Genomic DNA, 26,118 nt, shown 5'->3' on the forward strand with positions numbered 1-26,118 from the left:
GATGACCGAACCTACAATATTAGCTATTGAATCTTCCTGCGACGAGACCTCAGCTGCCGTTATACGAGGCGGCAAAGTTTTGTCGAATATAATTGCTACTCAGGCCGTTCACGAAAAATATGGCGGCGTGGTACCAGAACTTGCTTCCAGGGCACATCAGCAAAACATAATTCCTGTTGTAACCGAAGCTTTAAACAAGGCAAATGTAACTAAAAATGAGTTAAGTGCAGTAGCTTTTACCCGTGGCCCAGGCCTTTTAGGTGCACTGCTCGTTGGTAGCTCTTTTGCCAAGTCATTTGCACTGGGTTTAAATATACCGCTTATAGATGTAAACCACATGCAGGCACACATTTTAGCGCATTTTATAGATGACCCGAAGCCAAATTTTCCATTTCTGTGCCTGACCGTAAGTGGCGGCCACACCCAGATTGTGCTCGTAAAAAGCCACCTGGATATGGAAGTGATTGGCCAGACGACGGATGATGCCGTGGGCGAAGCCTTCGATAAAACTGCCAAAATGCTTGGCCTGCCTTATCCGGGCGGCCCCATGCTGGACAAAGCTGCCGCACAAGGCAACCCAAAAGCGTTTGAGTTCCCGGTTGGCAACATGCCCGGCTACGACTACTCATTCAGTGGTATTAAAACATCGGTGCTTTACTTCCTGCGAGATAAAACGAAGGATAACCCCAATTTTGTACAGGAAAACATCAACGATATTTGCGCCAGCGTGCAGCATACCTTAATTAAGACCTTGCTGAAGAAAGTGGTGCAGGCTACAAAAGACCTGGGCATAAAAGAAGTGGCTATAGCTGGTGGTGTATCAGCTAACTCCGGTTTGCGTGCCGCCCTGCAGGACTATGCCAAGCGCTATAGTTGGAACGTGTACATCCCAGCTTTCCAGTACTGCACCGACAATGCCGGTATGATCGCCATGGCTGCACACTTCCAGTACCTGGCTGGCGATTTCGCCGACCAGTACGCCAGCCCGGATCCTAGGATGAAGATATAGTTGGTAGTTATTGATTGATGGTTATAAGCTATAGGGGGTAGATTTCGATCAAAATCCTGTTGATCTTTAAATCCTGGAAATCCTGATTCAGATAAAAAATGCGAACTACGAATAACGACCAACTAATAACGAAACCCAAAGTGGGCGACACCCGGGTTTATCAAAAGCTTGTAACTGAAGCTGACTTTGCGCGTTTCGAGGATGGCCTGGTGCATGCGGTGTGCTCTACGTTTTCGCTGGCGCAGGCAGCCGAGTGGGCCGGCAGGTTGTTCGTTTTGGAGATGAAAGAAAAGGATGAAGAAGGGATAGGTACTTTTCTGACGATCAATCACAAAGGTCCTGCTTTTGAAAGTGAAACTATAACTATAGTTGCCACCCTGAAAGCAGTAAATGGGCACGAAGTAATTTGTAGCTATGAAGCCCGCGTTGGCGACCGCTTGGTGGCCGATGGAGAAACCGGACAGAAAATTTTGAAAAAAGAAAAATTAGCCAAAGTTTTGGCACCTAAGCAAGCATAATGGCCAAAGACAAGGACAGAATACAGAAACACGTAAACATCGTTAACCGCAGGGCCTCCTTCGAGTACCAGTTCCTGGATAAATATACCGCCGGTATTATGCTGATGGGTACCGAGATCAAATCGATACGCGAAGGCAAGGTAAACATGCAGGATGGCTATTGTGTGTTCCAGAAAGGAGAACTATGGCTGCACAACATGCACATTTCTACCTACACCGAAGGCACACACTATAACCACGAGCCCATGCGCGCCCGCAAACTGCTGCTGAACAAGCGCGAACTCGCTAAACTCGAAAAAGGTACACAGGAGCAGGGGGTAACCATCATCCCGACACGGGTATTCATCAACGACCGTGGCTTTGCCAAAGTGGAAATAGCCCTTGCCCGCGGTAAAAAGCTGCACGATAAGCGCGAAGACATCAAAGCCAAAGATGTAAAGCGTGAAATGGATAGAAGCGGATACTAAGCGCGGCAGCGCGCAATTATGAATTAAAAATTAAAAATTAGAAATTAGGGCCATATTAGCTGGCTCTTTTTTGTTGCACAAGCAGGAGTCATTTCTAATTTTTAATTCATCATTACTAATTTGAAAAGTCGTGGACTACGGAATAAGTATGCTGAGCCTGGTGCCGATGCGCGCCGAACCATCTAACAAAGCTGAACTGGTTAGCCAGTTGCTGTTTGGGGAGTGCTACGAGATCATCAGTCGCCAGGAGAAATGGGTGCGCATACAACTCGCTACGGATGGCTACCAGGCTTGGATCGACCTGAATCAGCATACACCAATTTCTGCAGCATATTACCAGGAGTGGAAACAGACCCAGCACCCACGCACAATGGACCTGGTGCAGATTATCAGCAATTCCGAGGAGCGCATTCCGGTAGGTATTGGCGCGTATCTGCCATTTTTTGATGGCATGAATGTGCGTATCGGGGAGCAGGTATATCACTACAGTGGCCGAGCCTCTAATCCAGAGGCTGAAGCAACTATAGCACAGCTAGTAAAAGTAGCCCATAACTTTATGAAAGCGCCTTACTTGTGGGGTGGCAAATCGGTGTTTGGTATAGATTGTTCCGGGTTTGCACAGCAGGTGTATGGCATTTGCGGTGTGCAGCTACCCCGCGACGCCTATCAGCAGGTAACTGTTGGCGAAGAAGTGCATTTCGTGAACCAGACACAGCCCGGTGACCTGGCCTTTTTCGATAACGAGGAAGGTCGTATCATCCATGTGGGTATTGTGCTTGAGGATCAGAAGATCATGCATGCCAGCGGCGAAGTACGCATTGATACCCTGGATCATAATGGTATTTACAACGCTGCCCGCAAGCGTTACTCCCATAAACTCCGCATTATCAAGCGAATCTTTCCTTCATAGAATTTAATTTTCTGGGTGCTGGCACCGTAAGCTACCGGTTTTTTCCGTAGAAGCTTATGTTAAAGCTTACTGTGCTCCCATGAAAGATAAAGTTCTCATCCTGAACCAGGACTTCAGTGCCATTGCTGTATGTTCCATTTATAAAGCTTTTCTGCTCGTGTATCTGGAGAAGGCAGAGATGATTACCAGGTCAGAAGCCGGTGCTCTCCGAACCATTACACGAACCTATCCGGTGCCTTCTGTAATCCGGTTGCAGCGCTACGTACACGTTCCCTATCATGGCATTGCCCTGAGCCGGCATAACGTGATGCGCCGCGATAACTATACCTGCCAGTACTGCGGAACTATAAAGAACCTGACGCTGGACCACCTGCTGCCAAGAAGCAGGGGAGGAGAGACTAACTGGCAAAACCTGGTAACTGCCTGCACCCGTTGTAACTCCCGCAAAGGCGATCGCACCCCCGAAGAAGCCGGGCTCAAACTACTCCGTAAGCCCATCAGGCCATCGCTCCAGTATTTCCTTAAAATGCACCTAGATACCACCAACCAGGACTGGGGGATGTACCTCGGCGTGAAGGAATAATATAACTATAGCTGTGCTAATATATTTAGTTTGTTATATATAAGTTACAGTTAATCAGTATGTATGAGTTTGTGTGGTAAAGTATAACTATAGGTTAAAAGTATGAAAAGGGGTTTTGAGGGTAAGACTGCTGTAGTGGTTGCGGCCCTGATCAAAAACCTGTAGAGCTATACCATAACTGCCCGAACTATAGCAGAAACTATAGCACTATAACCGCAACTATAGCTTGCTCTTTCTGGAGTAGAACGCGGACTTGGAAGCCTGCAGCAGTTTGGTTTCGGACACGGATGCCTGAAACAGCGAAGTGGTGCTAGATGATTGGAACTACAGAACTGTCTTTTCTAACTATAGCGAAGTCAGAAATTCCCCTCTTGAGAGGGGTAGGGGTGTGTTAATTTGTAACCACTAAACTATAGCTTCAACTATAGCCATTGCTATAGCTTTACCTGTCCCTGTCGGGCCAGTTGAGTTACAAACTCAACCCCATCGTTAGGCACGGGTTACAAACCCGCGCCAGCGAAATTTACCAGCGAAGTGTATTGCTGCAGCAACTTTAGAACTATAGTCCGAACTATAGCAAAAGCCCAAATCCTAAAAATCCATTTGTCCTGTAAATCCTGATGCAGATAACTCTCCACCATCAACCACCAACTAAACACTTAACCCCCTTTGCTACATAACTTTACATATTCACTTATAAGCGTTGGTTTTTACGAATAAAAAGATTTACTTTTGCGCTTTCATCCGGGTGGATGAGCCCTGGACTTCAGGGAAATGTAAAACTAAACCAAACCGGCCCATTGCTCTAAGCCGGTGGCTACTCCAGAGCAACAAAACAATATGAGTAATTCTCCAGAAAATTTCGATTGGGACAAATTTGAGTCTCAAGGTTTCGGCGGCGGCTACAGCAAAGAAGAGAAAGCCGAAATGGAAAAAATGTATGACGACACCCTGACTACCGTACAGGAGCAGGAGGTTGTTAAAGGAACTGTTGTGGCTATCACTGATCGTGACGTGATCCTGAACATCGGTTTCAAATCAGACGGCTTGGTTGCTGCTTCAGAATTCAGAGATATGCCTGAGCTGAAAGTTGGTGACGAAGTTGAAGTATTTATTGAAGATCAGGAAGATCCAAACGGTCAGCTTATCTTGTCTCGCAAGAAAGCGAAAATCGTTTCTGCCTGGGCTAAAATCTACGATGCACTTGAGAATGACAACATTCTGGAAGGTATCGTTAAGAGAAGAACCAAAGGTGGTCTTATCATGGACCTTTACGGTGTTGAAGCGTTCTTACCAGGTTCTCAGATCGACGTTAAGCCTATCCGCGACTTCGATGTGTTTGTAGGTAAGAAAATGGAAGTGAAAGTTGTGAAAATCAACGCCGCTTTCGACAACGTGGTTGTATCTCACAAAGTACTTATCGAGAAAGACCTGGAGCAGCAGCGTGCAGCTATCCTGAACAACCTGGAAAAAGGTCAGGTTCTGGAAGGTGTTATCAAGAACATGACAAACTTCGGTGTGTTCATCGACCTTGGTGGCGTAGACGGTCTGCTTCACATTACAGATATTTCATGGGGACGTATCAACCACCCAGAGGAAGTATTGCAGCTTGACCAGAAAGTACAGATCGTAGTTCTTGACTTTGATGAAGACAAGAAGCGTATTTCTCTTGGTATGAAGCAGCTTACGCCACATCCGTGGGATGCACTTCCTGCTGAGGTTGAAGTTGGTTCTAGAGTTAAAGGTAAGATCGTTAACGTAGCTGATTACGGCGCGTTCCTGGAGCTTATGCCAGGTGTAGAAGGTCTTATCCACGTTTCTGAAATGTCATGGTCGCAGCACCTGCGCAACCCACAAGACTTCATTAAGCAAGGCGACGAGGTTGAGGCAGTTGTGTTGACACTGGACAGAGAAGAGCGCAAAATGTCCCTGGGCATTAAGCAGCTTACTGAAGATCCATGGACAAAAGAAGATGTGTTAACGAAATATGCAGTAGGCACGAAGCACACTGGCGTAGTTCGTAACCTGACAAACTTCGGTCTGTTCCTGGAGCTGGAAGAAGGTGTTGACGGTCTGGTACACGTTTCTGACCTTTCTTGGACTAAGAAAATTAAGCACCCATCTGAGTTCGTAAAAGTTGGTGATAACCTGGATGTAGTTGTTCTGGAGCTGGATGTTCCTAACAGAAGACTTGCTCTTGGTCACAAGCAGCTTGAAGAGAACCCTTGGGATACGTTCGAGTCAGTATTCAACGTAGGTTCAGTACACAAAGCTACAGTTCTGGAGAAATCTGAGCGTGGTGCTGTACTTGAGTTACCATACGGTATCGAAGGTTTTGCTTTCCCTAAAGGCTTAGCGAAAGAAGACGGTTCTCAGGTTGAAGCTGGCGAGAGCCTTGACTTCAGAGTAACTGAGTTCTCTAAAGACGATCGTAAGATCATCCTTTCTCACACTTCTACGCACACTGAGAGCGCAGATGCTGCCCGTGTAGCAAAAGCTACTAAGAAAGCTGCTCCTGCTGGCGAGAAGAAAGAGAAAGCTCCAAAAGCACCTAAAGAAGTAGAAAACAAGTCTACTCTTGGTGACCTGGATGCCCTTTCTGCCCTGAAAGAGCAAATGATGGAGAACGAGAAAGAAGCTGGCGTTAAGAAGTTAGAAGCAGCTGCTGCTAAAAAAGCAAAAGATGCTGATAACAACGAAGGCGAAGCTTCAGCAGAAGAGAACAACGCTTAATTATAAGCTTGTTACATAGCAAAAGGCCCCGGAGCAATCCGGGGCCTTTTTTGTTATCTATAAATATATTTTTATTAACATTTTTTATGAAGAATAGTATATTGAAGCTGTTTTTACTATATTCCTAGTATAATCAGTTTTTTAAAGGCTGATAAACTATAGTTCTCCCTTATATAGATTTATTATGAGACCAAGTTTAAAATGCTGATACCAGGCCAAACCTTAGACATGACGCCGATCGGTATGATTCTTAAGGTTGTGAAGACCGCTGCCGATACCCAGGGCAAATCGCTGGAAATGGAATGGAAACTGCTGCCGCAGACAGATGGCACACCACCTCATATCCACCCATATGCTTCTGAAACCTACAGAGTGCTGGAAGGGATGATCGAAGTTAGTCTGAACGATCGCTGGCATCAGTTGCACCAGGGGGAGGAGCTAACAGTGCCTGCAGGAGTGCCGCATACCTTCCGTAATCCATCGGAATATGTAACCCGGGTTTATAATATACATGCGCCTGCTATGGAGTTTGAGGGCTATTTTGAAGACTTGGGCTGCATGGTAACAAAACTGGCAGGGGAAAGCCAGGAAAGGCTGCACATGAACTTTAAGACAGCAACATACCTGGCCATGCTCATGAAGAAGTACTCGAAAGAAATCGTTTCGGTTAATCCTCCCGATTTTATAGTTTCGCTGCTTAATTTTATAGGAAAGGCAAGGCATTTTAAGATATAACAGATAATTGCATAACTATAGCTTAAGGAAGAACGGGATATACAGATAAGCAATTACTATAGTTGAAAGTCATCTGTTACTACTGTGCAGTCAGTTTACTTTAACTAATCTGAAAGTTTGCAGGAAGACATACTAATGCACTATGGTAGGTATGAGCTACTGGCAAAAAAGTTAGCCTGAAGAACAGGGAGTTATGAAATGAGGGAATTTATCTCTAAAAAATAACCCTGCTTAGTTTGACAAGTATACAAGTGTTTGTATATTTGCACTCCCAACAACGGTAACGTGGCCGAGTGGCTAGGCTCAGCTCTGCAAAAGCTGCTACAGCGGTTCGAATCCGCTCGTTACCTCTCTAAAGCCCTGATTGTATAAAAACAGTCAGGGCTTTTTGTTTCCCCAAATCATTTCTGCTATAATACTCCTCGCCTTGATACCATCGGGGCAGATATTAATTGGGCTTTTCTTCCAAAGCACTTAGAATCAAGACCTTTTACATAGTCACTTCCGGTATGTGATTGCTATCTGTTTCAGGCTCTGCTATTTAATATTTCACTTCCAAAATGGTACTCATTTCTTATAGTTGTGCTAATCTTTTGCACCGGAATTCCGTAATGAGCGTATCTAAAGAGCAACAAAACCTGCGTAAAAATCAAGATACATGTACCTATCAGATTACAACTGCTGCACCAGAAATACAGGCAGTTTATAGTTATGTAAATGCAGCAACCTGTAACAACTACCCATAGAAACTAACTAGGCTTACGAATACCACTATATGAAAATAGTAGACCTGCGTGTGATGCGTGGACCTAATTACTGGTCTGTGAAGCATCCGAAAATTATTGTTCTAAAACTGGCCCTGGATGAACTTAGCAATACCCTCACCAGCGACGTACCAAACTTTTATAACCGGTTACAGAAAATGTTTCCGGGGATGATCAGCCACCGCTCCTCCGAGGGCGTTGAAGGAGGTTTTTTTAAAACAGTAGAGGGAGGCACCACCTTCGGGCATGTGGTGCAGCATATTGCACTGGAACTGCAAACTCTGGCCGGCATGGATTCGGGTTATGGCCGTTGCTATCCAACCCGCGAGGAAAATGAGCTATATGTGGTGTTTTCTTACCAGGAAGAACGTGCGGGAGAATATGCTGCCTATGCCGCCGTAAGAATTGCCAATGCACTTGTAAGCGGTGAAAAGTACCGTTTGTGGGATGACCTTGAACGCCTGCATGAGATACGTGAAGATGAATACTTCGGACCGAGCACTTATTCTATAGTTTCAGAAGCAGTGAGCCGTGGTATACCCTACATTCGACTAGACAAGCACTCACTGATACAGCTAGGTTACGGTAAGCACCAGAAGCGCATACAGGCCACCTTGACCTGCCGGACCGCCTGCTTTGCCGTTGAAATTGCCGGAGATAAGAACGCAACAAAAGACCTGCTTAAGGATGCCGGCATACCTGTACCAAAAGGAACAACGGTTTACTCGCCGGAAGAACTGCGCCGTGCCATCACCTGGCTCGGATTCCCGGTTGTAACTAAGCCGTTAGACGGCCATCACGGAAAGGGGGCTACCATTAACATTACGAACCTGAATGACGCCAGAAAAGGCTTTACAGAGGCGCAGAAATACTCTTCAGGTGTAATTGTGGAGCAGTACATTACTGGCTACGACTTCAGGTTACTGGTAATCAATGGCAAATTTGTGGCGGCAGCCAAACGTACCCCTGCTATGGTGGTAGGCGATGGCATATCAACTATAAAGCAACTTATTGACAGGGAGAATAAGGACCCGCGTCGTGGTATTGGTCACGAAAAAGTGCTTACCAAAATCAAGATCGACAGCCATACCAAGGCCTTGTTAAAGCAAATGGGCCTGACAACGCAGTCTGTGGTTACAGAAGGGCAGGAGGTGTACCTGAAGAGCACAGCCAACATTAGTACTGGAGGTACTGCTACCGATGTAACCGATTTGGTAGACCCATATAATATACTGATGGCTGAGCGCATTGCCGGCATAATAGGGTTGGATATATGCGGTATAGATATAATGGCCACTGATATTGCCATTCCACTTAACGAAGGGCGCGGCGCTGTACTGGAGGTTAATGCGGCCCCAGGCTTCAGGATGCACATTTCTCCAACTTACGGCCTGCCGCGCAACGTAGCCGAACCGGTTCTGGATATGCTGTTCCCGCACGGTCAGCCGGCCCGTATCCCGATTATAGCTGTAACTGGCACAAATGGTAAAACCACTACTACCCGCCTGATTGCCCATATGGTAAAACACAAAGGCTACCAGGTTGGCTATACAACTACAGACGGTATTTATATACAGGATAAACTGCTTGAAAAAGGCGACACTACCGGAGCTTATAGTGCAGAGTTTGTGCTGAAGGACCCTACCGTGAACTTTGCAGTACTGGAGTGCGCCCGTGGCGGCCTGCTACGCTCAGGCCTGGGTTTTCAGCAGTGCGATATAGGTATCGTAACAAACGTAAGCGCAGACCATCTGGGGTTACGGGATATCCATACTCTGGAAGAACTGGCCCAGGTGAAAGCTGTGATACCGAAAAGTGTAAGTCCCGATGGATACGCCATCCTGAATGCAGACGATGACCTGGTTTATGCAATGGCGGAGGATCTGCAGTGTAAAGTAGCACTCTTCAGTATGGATGAAGAAAATCCGCGCATTCTGAAGCACATAGCCAAAGGCGGACTGGCGGCTGTGTTCGAGAATGGCTACATCTCCATTTTCAAGAACAGCTACAAACTGCGTGTCGATCGTGTGGCCGATGTTCCGCTTACCTTTGGTGGTAAGGCCAGATTTAACATCGAAAACATTCTGGCGGCTACGCTGGCAGGTTATATCTCCCATTTCGATATAGAAGACATTAAAACATCACTACGCACTTTTATTCCTTCTCCGGCCAAAACACCGGGCCGAATGAACCTGTTTAAGTTTCCTAAGTTTGAGGTGCTGGTAGACTATGCGCATAACGTAGGCGGCCTGAAGGCAGTTGGCGACTTTATCAGGAGCCACGACACAGGCCATAAGGTAGGCATTATAGCTGGTGTAGGCGACCGTCGTACCGAAGACTTTTATGATCTTGGTTTTGTAGCTGCACAGGTTTTTGATGAGATCATTGTAAGGCTCGACAGCGACCTGCGTGGTAAAACAGCTGAAGAGATTACAGGACCGATTTTACAGGGAATTGAAGACGCTGACCCGACTAAAAAAGTGACACTGATACCTGAGGAAATGCGTGCTATAGCTTATGCCCTGGAGCATGCTCAACCAAACTCCTTTATAGCCATTTTTACAGAAGACATATCAGAATCGGTGAAGATGGTGGAGCACTTTAAGATAATACAGGACCGGAATGTGCTGGTAGAATAATAAAAATGTACTAGAGCTTTACTTGTGAACGATGGACTAAGCCCTTTTCTAATAAAGAAGAGGGCTTTTTTAGTACCTGAACTATAGTTTAAATATCAAACTATAGTTGCCTTGTAAACTATAGCTCACAAAAAAGCCCCTGCTTTGCAGCAAGGGCTTTCCAGTATTTCAGAGCTTATAGTTATTACTTCAGCACAAATGTAGTTCTCCCGATCAGGAATCCGTCAACGTATAGTTCTATCGTATGCTGGCCTTTTTTATAAGCAGCGTTCTTGTCGTATACATAGCTCACCTGCTGCTGCGTGTTATCAAACACGATGTCGCGCTTTGCTGTGTAGTACATGTCTTCTCCGTCAATCTGGAAAGTTCCTGAGCCTGTAGCCAGGTTATATAAAGCAGCTCCATCCGGTTCAATAAGGCGCATGTAAATCGTTTTAGGCTCTTTAGCCGCTACATCGTTCTGGCCCAAGGTAAAGCTGATCTTAATTTTATCAACCGTCTTGGCTCTGTACTCGTTATCGTTGTCGTCCTTCTCCTTGCCGCGCTGGTTAATTATGTTAACACTAACATTTCTGGCTTCCAGGCGCGAGGCTAGTTTTACCTTCTCGGTCAGGTCCTGGTTGGTCGACTTCATCGTGGTAAGGCTGTCAGAAAGCTGGTTCTGCGTAGTTTTAAGAGAAGTGTTTTCTGTAAACAATACCTCGTTATCCTCTTTCAGCTTAGCAATTTCGCGGTCTTTCTCTATAAGCTGTTTCTCAAAGACCTGAGCTCTTTCACGGAATTTACGCTGGTCGGCAAGGCTATAGCTGCTGTTACGGAAGCCGCGCAGTTTTTCCAGGTCAGAAGTAATGGCCGCAATTTGCGACTCCAGCGAGTCATTTTCAAGTCCCATTGCCTGTAACTCCTGGCTCTGACGCTCAAAGTCAGCTTTCAGGGCTTCGTAAACTTTTATCTGGTTCTCCAGTTCAACATCTTTAACCTTGATAATTTCGGCCTGCTCTTCATTCTTCTCTTTTTTCTGATAATTCATATAGAGCAGAATCCCGTTAATACTAGTCAGGATCACGATAAAACCCACGATCAGGAGCTTACGGTTGCCTCTGTTTTCAGATGTATTCGTCGACATATGGTTTTTATAGTTATTTTAATGCAGATGTTATACTACTATATGTAAGTATAATTATCAAATATAAGGATTTTGAATTATAATTCTAAAACGCATGAAGCAAGAATTTAACGCTGCGTACTGGCAGGAACGTTATTTAAGTAACCAGACTGGTTGGGATACTAACGGGATAACGACACCATTAAAGGATTATTTCGATCAGCTCAAAGATAAGGACCTGCGCATACTGATACCGGGTTGTGGCAATGCCTACGAAGCAGAATACCTGTTTAATAAGGGCTTTACGAATGTGTTCGTAGCCGACGTAGCCCCAGCTCCCCTCGAAAACTTTGCCCGAAGGGTACAAAACTTTCCGAAAGACCAGTTATTGCTGCAAAACTTTTTCGACCTGCAGGGCCCGTATGACCTGATAGTGGAACAAACCTTTTTCTGTGCCCTTAACCCGGAGCTACGCGCTGCCTATTCCCGCAAATGCGCCGAATTATTGGCTCCCGGTGGTCGCCTGGTAGGGTTGCTGTTCGATACTACTTTTGAGCACGACGGACCACCTTTTGGCGGATCTGCTGAGGAGTACAGGCAGTATTTTGAGCCCTATTTCCGGTTTGTGCACTTCGAGCGGGCCTATAATTCCATTGCACCACGGCAGGGGCGGGAGCTGTTTATAAACCTGCAGAAGAAGTAAACTATAAACTATAGTTAAGGCTAAGGCTATAGTTGCTCACGCAGAATTCGGGCTTCATAATTCCTAATTACCTATAGTTCGCCTACCTTTGCTGTGCCGTAAGGCTTAAATTAAAGAATAGAATCATGTTTGAAATACCTAAACTAAAGCATACCGATAGCGGAAATTTCTTTTTAATGGCCGGACCATGTGCCATTGAAGGCGAAGAAATGGCCATGCAGATTGCAGAACGCCTGAAAGTGATAACTGACAAGCTGGAGATTCCGTGGATATTCAAAGGCTCTTACCGCAAAGCAAACCGCTCACGCCTGGACTCTTTTACCGGCATCGGCGATGAAAAAGCGCTGCGCATATTGCAGAAGGTAAGCCAGGCTTTTGATGTGCCAACCGTGACGGATATACACGAGGCTGATGAAGCGGCCATGGCTGCCGAATATGTAGATGTGTTGCAGATTCCGGCTTTCCTATGCCGCCAGACCGACCTGCTGGTAGCGGCAGCCAAAACCGGTAAAGTTGTAAATATTAAAAAAGGCCAGTTCTTGTCGGGCGATGCCATGCGCTTTGCTGTGGATAAGGTTCGTGAGTCGGGCAACGAGAAAGTGATCCTGACTGACCGTGGCAACAGCTTTGGCTATTCTGACCTGGTAGTGGACTTCCGTAACCTGCCGGAAATGCAGGCAACAGGCGTGCCGGTGGTAATGGACGTAACACACTCGCTGCAGCAGCCAAACCAAAGCTCAGGCGTTACAGGTGGCAAACCAGCGTTAATTGAAACTATAGCCAAGGCTGCCATTGCAGTAGGAGCAGATGGTTTGTTTATCGAGACGCATCCGCAGCCTAGCATTGCAAAATCAGATGGAGCTAATATGTTGCCTTTAGATCAACTGGAAAGCCTTCTGCAAAAGCTAATCAGAATCCGCCAGGCAGTTAGCTAACACTTGACATAAGATTACTCGACAAAGGACAAAAGACTGTAGTTTTTTGTCCTTTGTGTTTTATAGTTGGCAAGAAACCCACTTGCCTGAAAGATGCTGCGAGGTTAGCCATTCCAAACCTCTTTTGTCAATCAATCCTTTGTCTAATAGAATAGCGTAAAATGCTCTTTGGGTTGGGTTGTCCGGAAGAAAACGAGACCCACAAAGTAAAGATCTATAGTTTGGCACACTGCCGGATGTTGCTTTATTTCCTTCCAAGCCCGCTTCATTTCCGCAGACCAGTAGATATCATCCATCACAAACACGCTTCCTTCATGCGCTTTGGCAAGGCATTGTGTAAAGTAGCGCATCGTTGGCTCGTAGCGGTGGTTCCCATCAAAAAAAGCGAAGTCGAGTTGGGGGATTTGCTCTAACTGGGGTTGCAAAGTTTCGTCCAGGTTTCCGGTTATTTGGGTTATGTTAGTCAGATCCAGGAAGCTGAAATTGCCTCTTGCCACTTTTGCTATAGTTGGGCAGCCTTCAAATGTATAGAGCGCTGCATTACGCGCTGCTGATGCCATATAAGCTGTTGTTATGCCCAATGAGGTGCCCAGTTCGAATACATAGTTGGGCCGGAACCTGTTCACCAGCCTGAACAGCAACTGGCCATATTTAGCAGGCTTTAATGAAGTGCGGGCAATGTCGCTGATTTGGCGGGTTGTATAGTTTATTTTTTTGGAGCCGGCACCAAAGTCGGTCACTTCAATCGCGCTGTAATCAGATAGCATTTCCTGCCGCACAGCTTCTATTTGCGAAAAACTATAGTAGGAGCCATCATGCAAGATTACCTGCTGGTATAAGTCGAATACGAAAGGGGAATGCACACCGTGCAACTTCACGGCCTTCATTCGGTAAAGCAGGTAATCAACAGCTTGGCTCAGGTTAGACACTGTAGGGTGGTTGTTTGCCGGGTGGTTAGATGGTTATATCTTATTATTGTTAACAGCTGGATGTCTGAATTACTATAATTTGACAACCGAAATTAAGAATTTAACAGTTAAGCCATCTAACCATTAGCCATTAGTTTAATTTATATGGCACAATCAGGGTAAATTCGGGTATAGAGGCATGGAATTGCTTGCCATCCACGAGGCGCTCCATCAGGTAGGTTCCGCACATTTTGCCCACACCTGTTTTCAGGTTGCAACCCGATACATATTCATGAGATTCTCCTGGTTCCAGCGTGGGCTGCTGTCCTACAATGCCTTCGCCTTCAACTTCGCGTACAGTGCCGGTTGCATCGTGTATGTACCAGTGGCGGCGTAACAGTTTTACAGTAAACTCGCTTTTATTCTCGATTTTAATCTTATAGGCAAATACATAATGCTGCTGTACCGGACTGGAATAGTCTGGAAGGTAGTTGGTAGTAACCGAAACTTTTACCCCTTCTGTCGTTTTTGTATCCATGTTACAGAGTTTATTGTATATTTAGAAACTGCCGAGGTGCCAAAGTGTTGCCACCTGTAGCAAAATTTCCGGAAAAAGGTTACACTCCTTCCATTTCAATATGAATGTAAAGATAGAAGAAAGCTGGCAAAATGTGCTGCAAGATGAATTCGAAAAACCGTACTTTAAAGATCTTGTAGCTTTTGTTAAAGACGAATACAAATCAGAAAAAGTTTATCCGCCGGGTAATCTCATTTTTCATGCCTTCGAGATGTGCCCTTTTGAGGATGTGAAAGTGGTAATACTGGGACAGGACCCTTACCATGGGCCCAATCAAGCAAACGGGCTGGCTTTTTCTGTACGCGACGGAATCCGCACACCACCTTCGCTGATCAATATCTTTAAGGAGATAAAAAGCGATTTGGGGAAAGATCTGCCTCCAACCGGTAACCTGGAGCGTTGGGCACAGCAAGGTGTATTGTTGTTAAATGCCACACTTACCGTAAGGGCAGGTCAGGCAGGATCTCACCAGAAGAAAGGCTGGGAAGATTTTACAGATGCTGTAGTGCGCAAAGTAAATGAGTTGAAAGAACATGTTGTGTTCATGCTATGGGGAGCATATGCCCAGAAAAAGGGCGCTTTTATAGATACCAGCAAGCACCTGGTACTGCAGTCGGCACACCCGTCGCCGTTTGCTGCCGATCGTGGCTTTTTTGGTAACAAACACTTTAGCAAGGCCAACGAGTATCTGGTTGCACATGGCAAAGAACCGATAGACTGGTAGGTGGCACAGTTAGAAAGTTATAAAGTTTGGAAGTTAGAAAGTTAAAAGAGTGGGCAGGGATTTTACAGCTTGCTGGCTATAGTTCGAACTATTTGATAACTATAGTTTAGCATTCTCATTTCACATCGGGACACAACTATAAAACAAAAAGCCGGAGTCACCTCCGGCTTTTTGTTTTATAGCTAACTATAGTTTATTCGATGATTTTGAACAGGCGGTTCCAGCGGATCTTGTTCAGGAAGCTGCCATATGGATCTGAAGACATCCAGATCATCACCGCTTTGCCTACTATATGGTCTTCCGGCACAAAACCCCAGAAGCGAGAGTCAGCAGAGTTATGGCGGTTATCACCCATCATAAAGTAGTAGTTCTGCTTAAACGTATACTGGTTAACTTCTTTGCCATCCAGGTAAAGTTTGCCGTCGCGTACTTCAGCATTATCATTATGCTCGTATTTCAGGATAACTCTTTCGTAAAGCGGCAACGTTTCAGGTGTAATCGCAATTGTAGCGCCTTCTTTCGGCACATAAAGTGGTCCGAAGAAATCCTGGTTCCACTTATACTGACTCGGGATATGAGGGAAAACAAGCGAATTTCCCTGATCCTTTTCTTCCTTTACAAGCCTTACCTCATCTATAAAATCCAGTTTGGCAAGTTCTGAGGCACGCTCCGGGGTGGTGTGAATCAGGAATCCACCTTCCCAGGCATTTACATCCGTAATATCACGGTCCAGGAAAAAGTCTTGTGTCAGGATCTTGGATGTTGCCATGAAATACTCAAACTGCAGCATCTCCGGGTTATCCATTACCTTCCCGTTTACAATTACCTGCATGTCACGCACTTCAATAGAATCGCCTGCTACAGCAACACAGCGTTTGATATAGTTGATGCGTAGGTCGGCAGGGTGGTGCTCTTCTGGTGGATAGTTAAATACTACCACATCTCCCTGTTTCACTTCCGAAAAGCCCGGTAAGCGGTAAGACTTAAGCTGGATGGCATCGGAATAAGAAGGAATATTTGTACCCCAGATCGTTTGGTGAGTAAGCGGGACCTGTAGCGGTGTAATTGGCGTACGCGGCCCATAGTGCAGTTTGCTTACAAACAGGAAATCGCCGACAAGCAACGACTTTTCCATAGATGGAGTAGGAATGGTATACGCTTCAAAAGTAGCCCATCGGATTAAGCTGGCTGCCACAACAGCAAACAGGATGGCATCGCCCCATTCGCGTGCGAAGCTCTTCTTCTTTTTAGGCTCTTTTGTAGCTGGTTTCTTCTCCCAGAACTTAACTTTCATGCAGGGTTAGCTATGATCGGTTACAGATTCAGCATGTCTTTCATGCCGTAAACACCTTCTTTGTCTTTCAGCCACTCGGCAGCCATTATGGCTCCTTCGGCAAAACCGGCACGGCTGTGTGCTACATGTGCCAGTTCAATTTTATCTACTTCAGAACTATAGGTAACAATGTGAGTACCTACTACATCCGGCTCACGCTCCGAAATAATGTTCAGTTTACCTTCCGTTTCTTCGTCGGCCACCCAGCCACTCAGAATAGGGTAGTTTGCCAGTATGCCTTCGGCTGCCGTTATGCCGGTTCCGCTTGGTTTATCAACTTTCTGCAGGTGGTGTATCTCGCGTATGCCTACCTTGTACGCCTTGTAAGCCTGCATTTTAGCTGCAATATACTCGTTAAAGTGGAAAAACAAATTTACGCCAACGCTAAAGTTAGATGCGTAAAAGAAAGCGCCGTTATGCTCGGAGCACAGCTTTTTAGCTTCGTCAAACTTATCCAGCCAGCCCGTAGAGCCTGAAACTACAGGAATGCCATTTGTAAGGCAGTAAGATATATTACCAAATGCAGCTTCAGGGTGTGTGAACTCAATGGCTACATCTACGTTAGCGGCGGTATATTTCTGAAGGGTTTCGGAGTTGGTATGATCTATTGTTCCGACGATCTGGTGGCCTTTAGCCAGGGCCATCTGCTCAATGGTTTTACCCATTTTGCCATAGCCGATTAAAAGTATTCTCATTATTTTTTAGTGTAAAGCGTCAATCTCAGACCTGGGGTGTAGCTCAGTTGTGTGGGCACGTGCATTACATCAGGCTGCACTTTTAAGGTCAGGTTATCGCTTATATCAAATTCTTTCATGTGGGCATGCACGTACGCTTCTGCTACCTGCAAGCCATAAGCACCTATTGATAATAAAATAGTAAGGTCTCGGTTACGACGGTAAAAGTCGCGGGCACGACGCAGGTTTGCTGTACCGTTTAGCCTTTGCTCACCGTAAATATTACTGTCGGCATATTTATCGCGGGTATTTTCATCGCCGTCCAGACGAATAAGTAGTGCTTGGCGATAATCCTGATAATTATTGTGGTGGCTAATCAGGAAATAACCTAACACACCTCCCGTAGCATAAATGATAGGCAGCTTCCAGTAGCTTTTGTTGTAGGCTTGCCCCAGGCCGGGAACTATAGCCGAAAACAAAGCTGCTTTGGCAGGTCTGTTCCATTTGCTTAGGAAAAAGCTGTTATCATCCTCAGTAGCTGTATCAGGTACTGGTACTAAAACCGAATCGGGGCCAACCGTTATAACCTGTGCATGGGCAGGTGCCGCAAAAGCAAGTATACTTACCAGTAATGCAATGCCAACGGTTAGCCTCATAAGTGGTTTATTAGTAGTTAAGTATTTCTAAGATACGGTTCAACTCATCAACTGATACAAACGGGATCTTAATTTCGCCTTTGCCATCGTTGTTAGCCTTTACCTGAATCTTAGTACCGAACTGCGAAGACAAACGGGTCTCAACCCGCTTGATTTCCTCTTCATACTTGTTGAAAACCAGTTTCTGCTGCGGATCCGGCTTTTTATTAGCATTCTGCAGATTGCGCACCAGTTCTTCCACTTTACGCACCGACAACTCTTCAGCAACTACTTTCTTGAAAACCTCCAGCTGGTTCTCAATAGTATCGATGTTGATCAAAGCACGCGCATGGCCCATCGAAATCACGTTATCGCGCAGGGCGATCTGGATATCTGGTGGCAGTTTAAGCAGACGCAGGTAGTTGGTAACAGTTGTACGTTTTTTGCCCACACGGTCACCCAGTTCTTCCTGCTTCAGATTACATTCTGATAACAGGCGCTGGTAGGAGAGGGCAATCTCGATCGCATTCAGGTTTTCGCGCTGAATGTTCTCAATCAGGGCCATTTCCAGCATCTGCTGGTCGTCGGCCTTGCGAATGTACGCTGGTATAGTAGTAAGGCCAGCCATTTTAGCAGCCTGGTAACGGCGCTCACCCGATATTAGCTGGTAGGTATTCTGGTCCAGCTGACGAACGGTGATTGGCTGAATAATGCCCTGTATTCTGATAGACTCCGCCAATTCTTCCAGTGCGCCCTGATCGAAATGAGTACGCGGCTGGTATGGGTTCGTCTGGATCTGGTCTATGGCTATATCTGCGATAGTATTGACTTCATTAATGGTGTTCGAATCAATTTTACCTGTGTACTTGTTACCCTCCAGAAGAGAGCCAAGGCCTCTGCCGAGGCCTCCTGTGCGTTTAGGTGCTTTATTCTTGTTGTCAGACATGTAAGGATAAGGTTATTTCTCCAGCGCCACGCTGTTTTTTTCTGCAATCTCACGGGCCAGGTTCAGGTAACTTACAGCACCCTTGCTTTCGGCGTCGTGTAAGATAGCAGGTAAACCAAAGCTCGGCGACTCACTCAACTTCACGTTTCTTGGAATGATCGTATCAAAAACCATTTGCTGGAAGTGTGTCTTCACTTCTTCCACCACCTGGTTGCTCAGGCGCAGGCGCACATCGTACATGGTAAGCAGAATACCCTCAATGGCCAGCTCCGTGTTCAGACGCGACTGAATGATTTTGATCGTATTCAGCAGCTTGCCCAGACCTTCCAAGGCAAAGTACTCGCACTGCACAGGAATCACTACCGAATCAGCAGCAGTAAGGGAGTTAACCGTGATCAGGCCCAGCGACGGAGAGCAGTCAATGATGATGAAATCGTACTTCTGGCGTAGCGGGTTAAGCACATGGCGCATTTTCTCTTCGCGGTTATCCAGGTTGATCATCTCCACCTCGGCACCAACCAGGTCGATGTGCGATGGGATCAGGTCCAGATACTCGATATTAGGCGCTGTCAGGATGATGTCTTCTACTTTTACATCCTCTACCATGCACTCGTAAATGCTGGAGGTGATGCTGGCCGGATCGAAGCCAAGACCTGAAGTGGCGTTGGCCTGCGGGTCAGCGTCTACCAGCAGTGTTTTATATTCTAAGGCTGCCAGGCTTGCCGCCAGGTTTATGGCTGTGGTGGTTTTGCCCACGCCGCCTTTTTGATTGGCAACCGCAATAATTTTTCCCATTCTATACTTATAGGTTTATAGTTTGACCTATTTCCATCAATATCAGTTTTTTGCCAGCCAGCTGCGCTACTTCCTTCACCTCTTCGTGGTCTATGGCAATATATGGAAACGTGTCGTAATGCATACCGATAAATGTATCAACCTGCACAAAGTCAGCGGCGATAACAGCATCATGTATATCCATTGTAAAGTTATCACCGATCGGCAGTAAAGCAAAATCCAGGTCAAACTGCTCCGGAATCAGCTTCATATCGTAAGTTAAAGCCGTATCGCCGGCAAAATAGAACGCTTTATCTTCTGTTTCTACCACAAACCCGGATGCTACGCCAGCATATGTGCCATCAGGCAAAGAGCTTGAATGCACAGCCGTAACCATCTTTACCGTTCCGAAAGGCAATGTAACTTTACCGCCTATGTTCATCGGGTGTGTTTTCTCGATTCCCTTCTCACCGTACCAGGTAGTGATCTCGAACGTAGAAACTATAGTTGAGCCGTTGTTTTTGGCAATGCGCTCAGCATCGTGCACGTGGTCCTGGTGGCCATGCGACAGTAAAATGTAATCTGCCTTGATGCTGTCTACATCAATATCCTTCGCCAGTTCGTTCAGAGAAATGAACGGGTCGAATAAAATGCTGTGATCGCCAATCTTAATTAAAAAGCAAGACTGTCCGTAGTATGTTATTTCCATGATTTACTGATTAGTGCTTACTTATCTACGCAAGTTATCTTTATCTTGCACAAAGATACATTTTTTTGACCACTTTACCGGATGCAAATCACAACAAAGCGCCTTTATTTATCCACCGTTTTTGCCCTGTTATCCACCGTTTTGTTTCTGTGCCAGTCCTGCAACAGCAGCTCAGGTAAAGGAACGGACAAAACCGTTTTCAGGTATAATCAGCCGGAAGCTTTATCGTCGCTGGACCCTGCTTTTGCCCGTAACCAGGCCAATATCTGGGCCACCACGCAATTGTACAACGGGCTGGTTGAGCTGGACCACGAACTGAAAATAGGACCCAGCATTGCCAAAAGATGGGAAGTGTCGGAAGATGGCAGAACCTATAGTTTCACGCTCCGCAATGATGTGTATTTCCACGACCACGAGGTTTTTAAAGGAGGAAAAGGCCGCAAAGTAACCGCGCAGGACGTAGCCTATAGTTTCAAGCGTATAGTTGACCCTGCCACAGCCAGCACCGGCGCCTGGATCTTCAATGATAAAGTGCTAACAGACAAGAACGGAACTATAGCTGACACTGCTTTTCTGGCAGTAAACGATACTACCTTTAAGATCTACCTGAACGAGCCTTTCATCGCTTTCCTAGAGATTCTGACCATGCCGTACGCCTTTGTAGTGCCACAGGAAGCCGTAGCAAAGTATGGCAAAGACTTTAGAGCGAACCCGGTGGGTACAGGGCCATTTGTATTTAAGCAGTGGGACGAAGGCAACGCCATTGTGATGCACAAAAATCCGAACTACTGGAGAAAAGACGAAAATGGCCAGCAGTTGCCTTACCTCGATGCCGTGCAAATTTCTTTCATTACCGACCGCAAATCGGAGTTCCTGACCTTTATGCAAGGCAAACTGGACTTTTTATCTGGTGTTAGAGAAGGCTCCCGCGACCTGATTCTGAATAATGATGGCACCGTGCAGGACGACTTTAAAGGCAAGTTTACTGTGCGCAAAGAACCTTATCTTAACACAGAATACATCGGTTTTCAGCTGGACCCTGCCAACGTGAAGAACCCTAACCCGGCGGTGCAGGACAAACGTGTACGACAGGCGCTGAACTATGCCATCAACAAAAAGGAAATGATCGCTTATTTCCGGAACAACATTGGTATCCCGGGCCACTCGGGTATGGTACCGCCTTCGTTGCCATCGTTTAGCCAGGAGAAAGTACCGGGCTATAGTTACAACCCTAAAAAAGCACGTGAGCTCCTTACCGCAGCAGGCTATAGTTTGCAGAAGCCCCTTAAAATGCGCCTGGGCACCGTGGCAGAGCACAAAGAACTGGCCGAATACATGCAGAAAAAGTGGGCAGAAGTAGGGGTGCAGGTAGAAATTGATATTAATCAGGGGCCGGCGCACCAGGAAATGGTAGACAACGGCCGTGCTGAGTTCTGGATGAAATCGTGGCTGGGCGATTACCCGGATGCCGAAAACTACTTGGCGCTGTTCTATAGCAAAAACTTCTCGCCGGCCGGGCCAAACAAAACCCACTTTGTAAACAAGGAATTCGATAAACTATACGAGCAGGCCAAACTGGAACGTGACGTGCAGAAACGATGGGAGATGTACCAGGCCATGGATAGGATAGTGGTAGAAGAATGCCCGGTTATAGTTTTATACTACGACGAAGTGCTTCGACTGACCCAGAATAACATCAGAGGCCTGGAGCCTAACCCCATGAACATGCTGAAACTGGAACGGGTAAGAAAACTATAGTTTAGCAGTAACAAACAAAAAGCCCCGGCTGATCTTTCAGTCGGGGCTTTTTTTTGAACTATAGTTTACTTATAGGTTTCTGCCTGAAGGATTATTTCTGTTCGGATCATTCCAGTTGGGATCATCTTCCGGTCTGATGTTTTTGTTCTTTGGATTTAACTTATCCACCTTTACATCAGTCTTGCGAACTGTCCCGCGTACTGTTTCATCGCGCACGGTCTGTTCTTTGCTCAGGCGCACTTCTTCTACCACACGGGCTTCTTTGTTTACAACAGGCACCTCTGCGTGTTCTGTCATCTCAATGCTGCCTTCCTTAAAATTCTGGAAGTCGCGTTCTGTAGCAGGTCGGTTAACAGGGTTGCGCTGCACGTTTACATGTTCTTCGCGCAGGCGCAGATGTTCCTCTACCGGGCGCTCTATAATGCGGCTTCTTAAGCGTACACCTCCTGTTTCTACATCGCGTTTACCAACGTTCATGCGTTCTTCCACAACAGGAATAGACTGATCGGTGTTGGTGTTAAAGTCTCTTCTCTCGTTTATGTTGCCGGTTGGTGTTGTGCCGCTTCGGAACTGATTAGCCCGTTCATCCACGTCAACTGCGCCACACTGGTCCAGGGTGCGGGCAGCTGCTTCTGCTTCCTGTTTAGAGTCTGCATGCACTGTAACTACCCAGCCTTTGCGGGCAACATCAGAATATTTTCTGGTTTCTTCTTTGTCGCTACCGAACAGGGAACCGAAGAAACTGCTCACCCTGTCTTTATCCTGATGTGTGGTAGTTCCTGCTACTTTATCGCTGGTACTCTGGTTTGAAATATCTATATGATCTGAAGGTATTCTACTACTTTCGAGCTTTTGCACAGCAGTTTGCGCGTCTATACCTTTTTCGAAAATTCCTATCACTGTTTGTGCCATAGTTTTATAATGTATTTAAGTTAAACATTAATTGAAAGATTAGTAGCAGTGCTTCATGCAGGTGGGCTGTTTAGGTTTTCGTTACGGGCTCGCTCTACATTTATTTCTTCTCTTCGCAGCGTTACCGGCTCAGTGCGATGCTCTTCAATGCGGCGGTTGGTGATGTGTAGTTCCTCTACCAGTTTTATGCGTTTTACCAGAACCAGTTCTTCGCGTAACACCGATACAATCATTTTATCGCCCTCGTAGCGTACTGCGGGGGGAGCCTGTTCTACATACTGGTCAATGGGTACGCGTTGTACATCTACTTCTTCGTGCACAACAGGCATGTCGATCAGCACTTCGTCTTCCCTCACATTTTTTGAGATTCGCACTCTGCCAGACTCTACTGTCTGCTTCGTTACGTGTGCCTGCTCCTCAATTACCGGAATCACCCTTTCATCAGTCTCTTCCTGAAACGTACCGGCCGGACCAGTAGCCGGTGGTATGGAGGCTTCAGGGTTCTGTGCGCTTTCCTGTAACTTTTCCTCAAACTCTGATAATTGTACTTTCTTGCTCTTGCTGCTCATATTTGTTTAATATGATATAGTTAAATAGCTTTTTTTCGAGGCTTTAAATATTCCTGAAAGCCCTTTTGTTCTACGCCCCAAGGGTAGTGGGGTTATTTAATTCACTCTATTGAGCATTCTGAAAAAGACGATTAACTACAGATAATTTTAGTGAAAAGAGGTGCCATCTGTGTGAGCAGAACTATAGCAGGTATAAAAGGCAATTCAATAAAATTGATAGGTTACTCCAAGACATTAAATTATTAGCGTGCATCAGCCCTACGCTATAGTGCCGATATGCGTGCTTTTTGAAGTATTCTGGTGGAAGGCAATGGATTGTGGCGTACCTGAGTATGTGTATTGGCAACACAAATATGCAAGAGTATTGAGCTGGGTTTTAAATTTTGATTTTAAAGTATTCTTTGAGCTTGGCTTCAAATTCAGTCTCCTCAAAGTTTAGTACGCTTTCGGTTTTGCCGTCGGTAATTTTGAGCTGGTTATTGTTCAGCGTTTTACGTCCATTTTGGGTAGCTATCGAAATTACCTTCTTGCCTGTAAAATGAGATTCGCTGCTTGTTTGGTGAAACTTACACATGCCCTCAAATTCAGAGAATTCCCTTGCTTTTGTATCAAACAGATATTGTGGAACCAGCTTGCTGCCTTCAAGGAGGTTAATGGTCAGGTAATTATCATGTGCCTTTTCAAACCGGAATACACCATATTCATCCTTCAGATCCACTCCAAACGTTATCTCCAGTGGTTTAAAAGAAAACTTTCCAAAGCCGACATCAACCAGGTATTTCCTGCCATCCACATGGGCTATTAGGGCGAGGTGGTCATATTCAGCTCCGTAATTTCCATCTTTAGAATAAACCCTCCCAGAGATCATCTGGACATCAAACCCAATTTCCTTGAGCAGATGGTAGAACAACCCGTTCAGCTCATAGCAGAAGCCACCTCTGCGGTTAATAACTACCTTTTTATAGATTGATGCGATGTCTAACTTTATCTCATTGTTGTAATGGATATCCAGGTTCTCGAAAGGAACACTCAGCAAATGGGCTGCCTGCAGTTCAAATAGCACCTCTTTGCTAACTGAAACCGGGCCTTTGTAACCAATCCTATCAAGATATAACTGTACGTCCATTTTAAATCTTCGAGAATAATATGGGTTGAGCTTGGTATAACCGGGTTACACGTCAACATATTGGGTTTTGCTGCGGCAGAACTGTTATAAACGAACTGACTTTAAAATACATCTATAGGTCCAGCAATAAAAACGCGAAGCTCAATTCTGCAAGGAAAGGGCTTTGCATTTTTATATATGAATGATTAGTATCTTTTGTATGCTTTACTAGTGATCTTCAAGCATTTTCATCTCTTTCTTTTCATTCTCTCTTCAAAAAATCGCCTTATTTTACCAAATGGAGGTAATGAAAAATAAGCTACTACCAAAAAAATTAATCCTCCTAATATCAAATAATGTCCTCCAAAACCAGTAGGCATAAGGGTTCTACTATTGATTCCATAAGCAACAGCACCATTTATAATCATTAGAGCACCACTTATAATAAATAATAGTGATAATGATAGGAAAAGGAATACTCCACTATGGTCACTTTTAAATTTCACTTTGATTTAGATTGAATTCTTCAGGGTATTTTTCTATATATTTTTTTCTTCTTAACGGTCTGGGCTTTGCTATGGCGAAGCTATGGTTAAGGTGTGGTTAGCAAAAGAATTTATAATCCATCAGAGTAGTCAGGATTAATGCAAGTGACACGCTCGGAATTCTTCACCTTCACAAACTTACCAGCAATAAGGTCTACAGTCCACAAGTCATAGATTTCCGTGAGCTCAGCCTGCCGCTGGCGTTTAAAATGTATCACATAAAATTGCTCACCGTCAGCCCCTTTTATTTCACAGGTTGTCCAGCTGTATTCTTTTTCAGGTTGGTTTGACTGAATGTTGATTTCATCTATGACTTCAAACACAGCTTTGTCCCCAGTTCTCCTAACAAACCTTTCAAGCAGAATCTTACCTTCGCCGTTTCTACATTCCTTTTGTGATTTAGCAAGTTGGGAGACGACGTACTTAATCTCGCTTTTTTCAGAATCGATTACAGTGCCAGCGCAATTAAACCAACCCATGCTTTCTATATCAGTACTGGTTTTGCCTATCAGGCTGCTACTCTTTTGTTGCGTGGACTCGCTTTCTCCCGTTGTCAGAGCGAAGTGGGCAGATTGAGCGTCTGAATTCGCAACTGCCGTTTGATTAATACTATTACTAAGAGTTTCTGTTTTTACGTCAGCATTGCATGAGCTCAAGGCAACAGCAATAAAAATGGCTTGAAAGATTGTTTTCATATTTAATTTATAGTTCATTTTCATGCTAACGAACAAGGCCAGAAAGCGCCAAGGCTTGCCTGCTGGCCTTGGTGGTTTATGGGCGTAGTTATCCGTGCTTGTTTTTCCTTTTTTGTAGTGACTGCTGATCTTAATTTCTTTTTTATTCAGGGA

26 protein-coding genes and 1 tRNA gene are annotated in these 26,118 nt (G+C 45.4%); 13 read left to right on the forward strand and 14 right to left on the reverse strand.

Annotation, left to right across the window (positions count from 1 at the left end):
• Position 1: 1 nt before the first annotated feature.
• From tsaD to cphA, 9 genes are all read left to right on the forward strand, one after another.
• Positions 2–1,009 (forward strand): tRNA (adenosine(37)-N6)-threonylcarbamoyltransferase complex transferase subunit TsaD, encoded by a 1,008-nt coding sequence (tsaD, locus tag GXP69_RS07275; RefSeq protein WP_163913878.1) that lies wholly within the window; start codon positions 2–4, stop codon positions 1,007–1,009.
• A 98-nt stretch (positions 1,010–1,107) separates the two neighbouring features.
• Positions 1,108–1,527 carry a thioesterase family protein gene (locus GXP69_RS07280; protein WP_163913880.1) on the forward strand — a complete coding sequence of 140 codons (420 nt, stop codon included), beginning with the start codon at positions 1,108–1,110 and terminating at the stop codon, positions 1,525–1,527.
• Positions 1,527–1,994 (forward strand): SsrA-binding protein SmpB, encoded by a 468-nt coding sequence (gene smpB, locus GXP69_RS07285; protein WP_163913882.1) that lies wholly within the window; start codon positions 1,527–1,529, stop codon positions 1,992–1,994. The genes GXP69_RS07280 and smpB overlap by 1 nt, the downstream gene beginning before the upstream one ends.
• Positions 1,995–2,124: 130 nt before the next feature.
• The gene (locus GXP69_RS07290) at positions 2,125–2,904 is read left to right on the forward strand and encodes a C40 family peptidase (RefSeq protein ID WP_317164572.1); all 780 of its coding nucleotides are present in this window, start codon (positions 2,125–2,127) and stop codon (positions 2,902–2,904) included.
• Between the two features lie 79 nt (positions 2,905–2,983).
• Positions 2,984–3,487: an HNH endonuclease gene (locus tag GXP69_RS07295; RefSeq protein ID WP_163913884.1), complete on the forward strand. Its 504-nt coding sequence runs from the start codon at positions 2,984–2,986 to the stop codon at positions 3,485–3,487.
• A gap of 840 nt (positions 3,488–4,327) precedes the next feature.
• Positions 4,328–6,220 carry a 30S ribosomal protein S1 gene (gene rpsA / locus GXP69_RS07300; RefSeq protein ID WP_163913886.1) on the forward strand — a complete coding sequence of 631 codons (1,893 nt, stop codon included), beginning with the start codon at positions 4,328–4,330 and terminating at the stop codon, positions 6,218–6,220.
• Between the two features lie 228 nt (positions 6,221–6,448).
• On the forward strand, positions 6,449–6,955 hold the full coding sequence (locus tag GXP69_RS07305) for a cupin domain-containing protein (RefSeq protein WP_204281943.1): 507 nt from the start codon (positions 6,449–6,451) through the stop codon (positions 6,953–6,955).
• Positions 6,956–7,234: 279 nt separating this feature from the next.
• Positions 7,235–7,305: transfer RNA gene (locus GXP69_RS07310), tRNA-Cys, on the forward strand.
• Positions 7,306–7,730: 425 nt separating this feature from the next.
• Positions 7,731–10,358, forward strand: coding sequence for a cyanophycin synthetase (cphA, locus tag GXP69_RS07315; RefSeq protein WP_163913890.1), 2,628 nt, complete (start codon positions 7,731–7,733; stop codon positions 10,356–10,358).
• Between the two features lie 184 nt (positions 10,359–10,542).
• Here the strand turns inward: cphA and GXP69_RS07320 are convergent, their stop codons facing one another.
• Positions 10,543–11,484, reverse strand: coding sequence for a hypothetical protein (locus GXP69_RS07320; protein WP_163913893.1), 942 nt, complete (start codon positions 11,482–11,484; stop codon positions 10,543–10,545).
• 94 nt (positions 11,485–11,578) lie between these two features.
• Here GXP69_RS07320 and GXP69_RS07325 point away from each other — a divergent pair, with 94 nt between their 5' ends.
• Together GXP69_RS07325 and kdsA are read left to right on the forward strand one after the other, a co-directional pair.
• Complete coding sequence (locus tag GXP69_RS07325; protein ID WP_163913895.1) at positions 11,579–12,166, forward strand: methyltransferase; 588 nt, start codon at positions 11,579–11,581, stop codon at positions 12,164–12,166.
• Positions 12,167–12,291: 125 nt separating this feature from the next.
• A complete protein-coding gene (kdsA, locus tag GXP69_RS07330) occupies positions 12,292–13,101 on the forward strand; it encodes a 3-deoxy-8-phosphooctulonate synthase (protein ID WP_163913896.1) in 810 nt (269 codons plus the stop codon).
• Positions 13,102–13,244: 143 nt separating this feature from the next.
• On the opposite strand, the gene GXP69_RS07335 is transcribed toward kdsA, so the two are convergent.
• Together GXP69_RS07335 and apaG are read right to left on the reverse strand one after the other, a co-directional pair.
• A complete protein-coding gene (locus GXP69_RS07335) occupies positions 13,245–14,030 on the reverse strand; it encodes an O-methyltransferase (RefSeq protein ID WP_317164573.1) in 786 nt (261 codons plus the stop codon).
• Positions 14,031–14,160: 130 nt separating this feature from the next.
• Positions 14,161–14,547 (reverse strand): Co2+/Mg2+ efflux protein ApaG, encoded by a 387-nt coding sequence (gene apaG / locus GXP69_RS07340; RefSeq protein WP_163913898.1) that lies wholly within the window; start codon positions 14,545–14,547, stop codon positions 14,161–14,163.
• A gap of 100 nt (positions 14,548–14,647) precedes the next feature.
• Between apaG and ung the strand changes: the two genes are divergently transcribed.
• Positions 14,648–15,310 carry a uracil-DNA glycosylase gene (gene ung / locus GXP69_RS07345; RefSeq protein WP_163913900.1) on the forward strand — a complete coding sequence of 221 codons (663 nt, stop codon included), beginning with the start codon at positions 14,648–14,650 and terminating at the stop codon, positions 15,308–15,310.
• A gap of 193 nt (positions 15,311–15,503) precedes the next feature.
• On the opposite strand, the gene lepB is transcribed toward ung, so the two are convergent.
• From lepB to GXP69_RS07375, 6 genes are read right to left on the reverse strand one after another with little or no spacing between them, the layout of a single operon-like run.
• Complete coding sequence (lepB, locus tag GXP69_RS07350; RefSeq protein WP_163913902.1) at positions 15,504–16,604, reverse strand: signal peptidase I; 1,101 nt, start codon at positions 16,602–16,604, stop codon at positions 15,504–15,506.
• 20 nt (positions 16,605–16,624) lie between these two features.
• Positions 16,625–17,338, reverse strand: a complete 714-nt coding sequence (dapB, locus tag GXP69_RS07355) for a 4-hydroxy-tetrahydrodipicolinate reductase (protein ID WP_163913904.1) — start codon at positions 17,336–17,338, stop codon at positions 16,625–16,627.
• Positions 17,338–17,973 (reverse strand): DUF5683 domain-containing protein, encoded by a 636-nt coding sequence (locus GXP69_RS07360; RefSeq protein WP_163913906.1) that lies wholly within the window; start codon positions 17,971–17,973, stop codon positions 17,338–17,340. Before GXP69_RS07360 ends, dapB begins: the two co-directional genes overlap by 1 nt.
• A gap of 10 nt (positions 17,974–17,983) precedes the next feature.
• The gene (locus tag GXP69_RS07365) at positions 17,984–18,898 is read right to left on the reverse strand and encodes a ParB/RepB/Spo0J family partition protein (protein ID WP_163913908.1); all 915 of its coding nucleotides are present in this window, start codon (positions 18,896–18,898) and stop codon (positions 17,984–17,986) included.
• Positions 18,899–18,910: 12 nt separating this feature from the next.
• Positions 18,911–19,693: a ParA family protein gene (locus tag GXP69_RS07370; RefSeq protein WP_163913910.1), complete on the reverse strand. Its 783-nt coding sequence runs from the start codon at positions 19,691–19,693 to the stop codon at positions 18,911–18,913.
• Between the two features lie 7 nt (positions 19,694–19,700).
• Positions 19,701–20,381, reverse strand: a complete 681-nt coding sequence (locus tag GXP69_RS07375; protein ID WP_163913912.1) for a metal-dependent hydrolase — start codon at positions 20,379–20,381, stop codon at positions 19,701–19,703.
• Between the two features lie 81 nt (positions 20,382–20,462).
• On the opposite strand from GXP69_RS07375, the gene GXP69_RS07380 reads away from it, so the two are divergent.
• Positions 20,463–22,139, forward strand: coding sequence for an ABC transporter substrate-binding protein (locus GXP69_RS07380; RefSeq protein WP_163913914.1), 1,677 nt, complete (start codon positions 20,463–20,465; stop codon positions 22,137–22,139).
• A gap of 69 nt (positions 22,140–22,208) precedes the next feature.
• Here GXP69_RS07380 and GXP69_RS07385 read toward each other — a convergent pair whose 3' ends face one another.
• From GXP69_RS07385 to GXP69_RS07405, 5 genes are all read right to left on the reverse strand, one after another.
• Positions 22,209–23,051 carry a YsnF/AvaK domain-containing protein gene (locus tag GXP69_RS07385; RefSeq protein ID WP_163913916.1) on the reverse strand — a complete coding sequence of 281 codons (843 nt, stop codon included), beginning with the start codon at positions 23,049–23,051 and terminating at the stop codon, positions 22,209–22,211.
• Positions 23,052–23,104: 53 nt separating this feature from the next.
• Positions 23,105–23,620 carry a YsnF/AvaK domain-containing protein gene (locus GXP69_RS07390; RefSeq protein ID WP_163913918.1) on the reverse strand — a complete coding sequence of 172 codons (516 nt, stop codon included), beginning with the start codon at positions 23,618–23,620 and terminating at the stop codon, positions 23,105–23,107.
• 376 nt (positions 23,621–23,996) lie between these two features.
• Complete coding sequence (locus tag GXP69_RS07395; protein WP_163913920.1) at positions 23,997–24,746, reverse strand: arylamine N-acetyltransferase family protein; 750 nt, start codon at positions 24,744–24,746, stop codon at positions 23,997–23,999.
• Between the two features lie 227 nt (positions 24,747–24,973).
• Positions 24,974–25,231: a hypothetical protein gene (locus GXP69_RS07400; protein ID WP_163913922.1), complete on the reverse strand. Its 258-nt coding sequence runs from the start codon at positions 25,229–25,231 to the stop codon at positions 24,974–24,976.
• 110 nt (positions 25,232–25,341) lie between these two features.
• A partial coding sequence (locus GXP69_RS07405; RefSeq protein WP_163913924.1) for a hypothetical protein occupies positions 25,342–26,118 on the reverse strand: 777 nt, incomplete at its 5' end.

The organism is Pontibacter burrus (genome assembly GCF_010686685.1).
In the GTDB taxonomy this organism is placed as follows: domain Bacteria; phylum Bacteroidota; class Bacteroidia; order Cytophagales; family Hymenobacteraceae; genus Pontibacter; species Pontibacter burrus.

Coding starts and splice junctions, on each gene's coding strand:
- GXP69_RS07360 (WP_163913906.1), bottom strand. CDS start 17,973: ATGAGGCTAACCGTTGGCATTGCATTACTGGTAAGTATACTTGCTTTT.
- GXP69_RS07380 (WP_163913914.1), top strand. CDS start 20,463: ATGCAAATCACAACAAAGCGCCTTTATTTATCCACCGTTTTTGCCCTG.
- GXP69_RS07280 (WP_163913880.1), top strand. CDS start 1,108: ATGCGAACTACGAATAACGACCAACTAATAACGAAACCCAAAGTGGGC.
- GXP69_RS07390 (WP_163913918.1), bottom strand. CDS start 23,620: ATGAGCAGCAAGAGCAAGAAAGTACAATTATCAGAGTTTGAGGAAAAG.
- cphA (WP_163913890.1), top strand. CDS start 7,731: ATGAAAATAGTAGACCTGCGTGTGATGCGTGGACCTAATTACTGGTCT.
- rpsA (WP_163913886.1), top strand. CDS start 4,328: ATGAGTAATTCTCCAGAAAATTTCGATTGGGACAAATTTGAGTCTCAA.
- kdsA (WP_163913896.1), top strand. CDS start 12,292: ATGTTTGAAATACCTAAACTAAAGCATACCGATAGCGGAAATTTCTTT.
- lepB (WP_163913902.1), bottom strand. CDS start 16,604: ATGAAAGTTAAGTTCTGGGAGAAGAAACCAGCTACAAAAGAGCCTAAA.
- GXP69_RS07365 (WP_163913908.1), bottom strand. CDS start 18,898: ATGTCTGACAACAAGAATAAAGCACCTAAACGCACAGGAGGCCTCGGC.
- GXP69_RS07395 (WP_163913920.1), bottom strand. CDS start 24,746: ATGGACGTACAGTTATATCTTGATAGGATTGGTTACAAAGGCCCGGTT.
- GXP69_RS07385 (WP_163913916.1), bottom strand. CDS start 23,051: ATGGCACAAACAGTGATAGGAATTTTCGAAAAAGGTATAGACGCGCAA.
- GXP69_RS07370 (WP_163913910.1), bottom strand. CDS start 19,693: ATGGGAAAAATTATTGCGGTTGCCAATCAAAAAGGCGGCGTGGGCAAA.
- tsaD (WP_163913878.1), top strand. CDS start 2: ATGACCGAACCTACAATATTAGCTATTGAATCTTCCTGCGACGAGACC.
- smpB (WP_163913882.1), top strand. CDS start 1,527: ATGGCCAAAGACAAGGACAGAATACAGAAACACGTAAACATCGTTAAC.
- GXP69_RS07375 (WP_163913912.1), bottom strand. CDS start 20,381: ATGGAAATAACATACTACGGACAGTCTTGCTTTTTAATTAAGATTGGC.
- apaG (WP_163913898.1), bottom strand. CDS start 14,547: ATGGATACAAAAACGACAGAAGGGGTAAAAGTTTCGGTTACTACCAAC.
- GXP69_RS07320 (WP_163913893.1), bottom strand. CDS start 11,484: ATGTCGACGAATACATCTGAAAACAGAGGCAACCGTAAGCTCCTGATC.
- ung (WP_163913900.1), top strand. CDS start 14,648: ATGAATGTAAAGATAGAAGAAAGCTGGCAAAATGTGCTGCAAGATGAA.
- dapB (WP_163913904.1), bottom strand. CDS start 17,338: ATGAGAATACTTTTAATCGGCTATGGCAAAATGGGTAAAACCATTGAG.
- GXP69_RS07295 (WP_163913884.1), top strand. CDS start 2,984: ATGAAAGATAAAGTTCTCATCCTGAACCAGGACTTCAGTGCCATTGCT.
- GXP69_RS07305 (WP_204281943.1), top strand. CDS start 6,449: ATGACGCCGATCGGTATGATTCTTAAGGTTGTGAAGACCGCTGCCGAT.
- GXP69_RS07325 (WP_163913895.1), top strand. CDS start 11,579: ATGAAGCAAGAATTTAACGCTGCGTACTGGCAGGAACGTTATTTAAGT.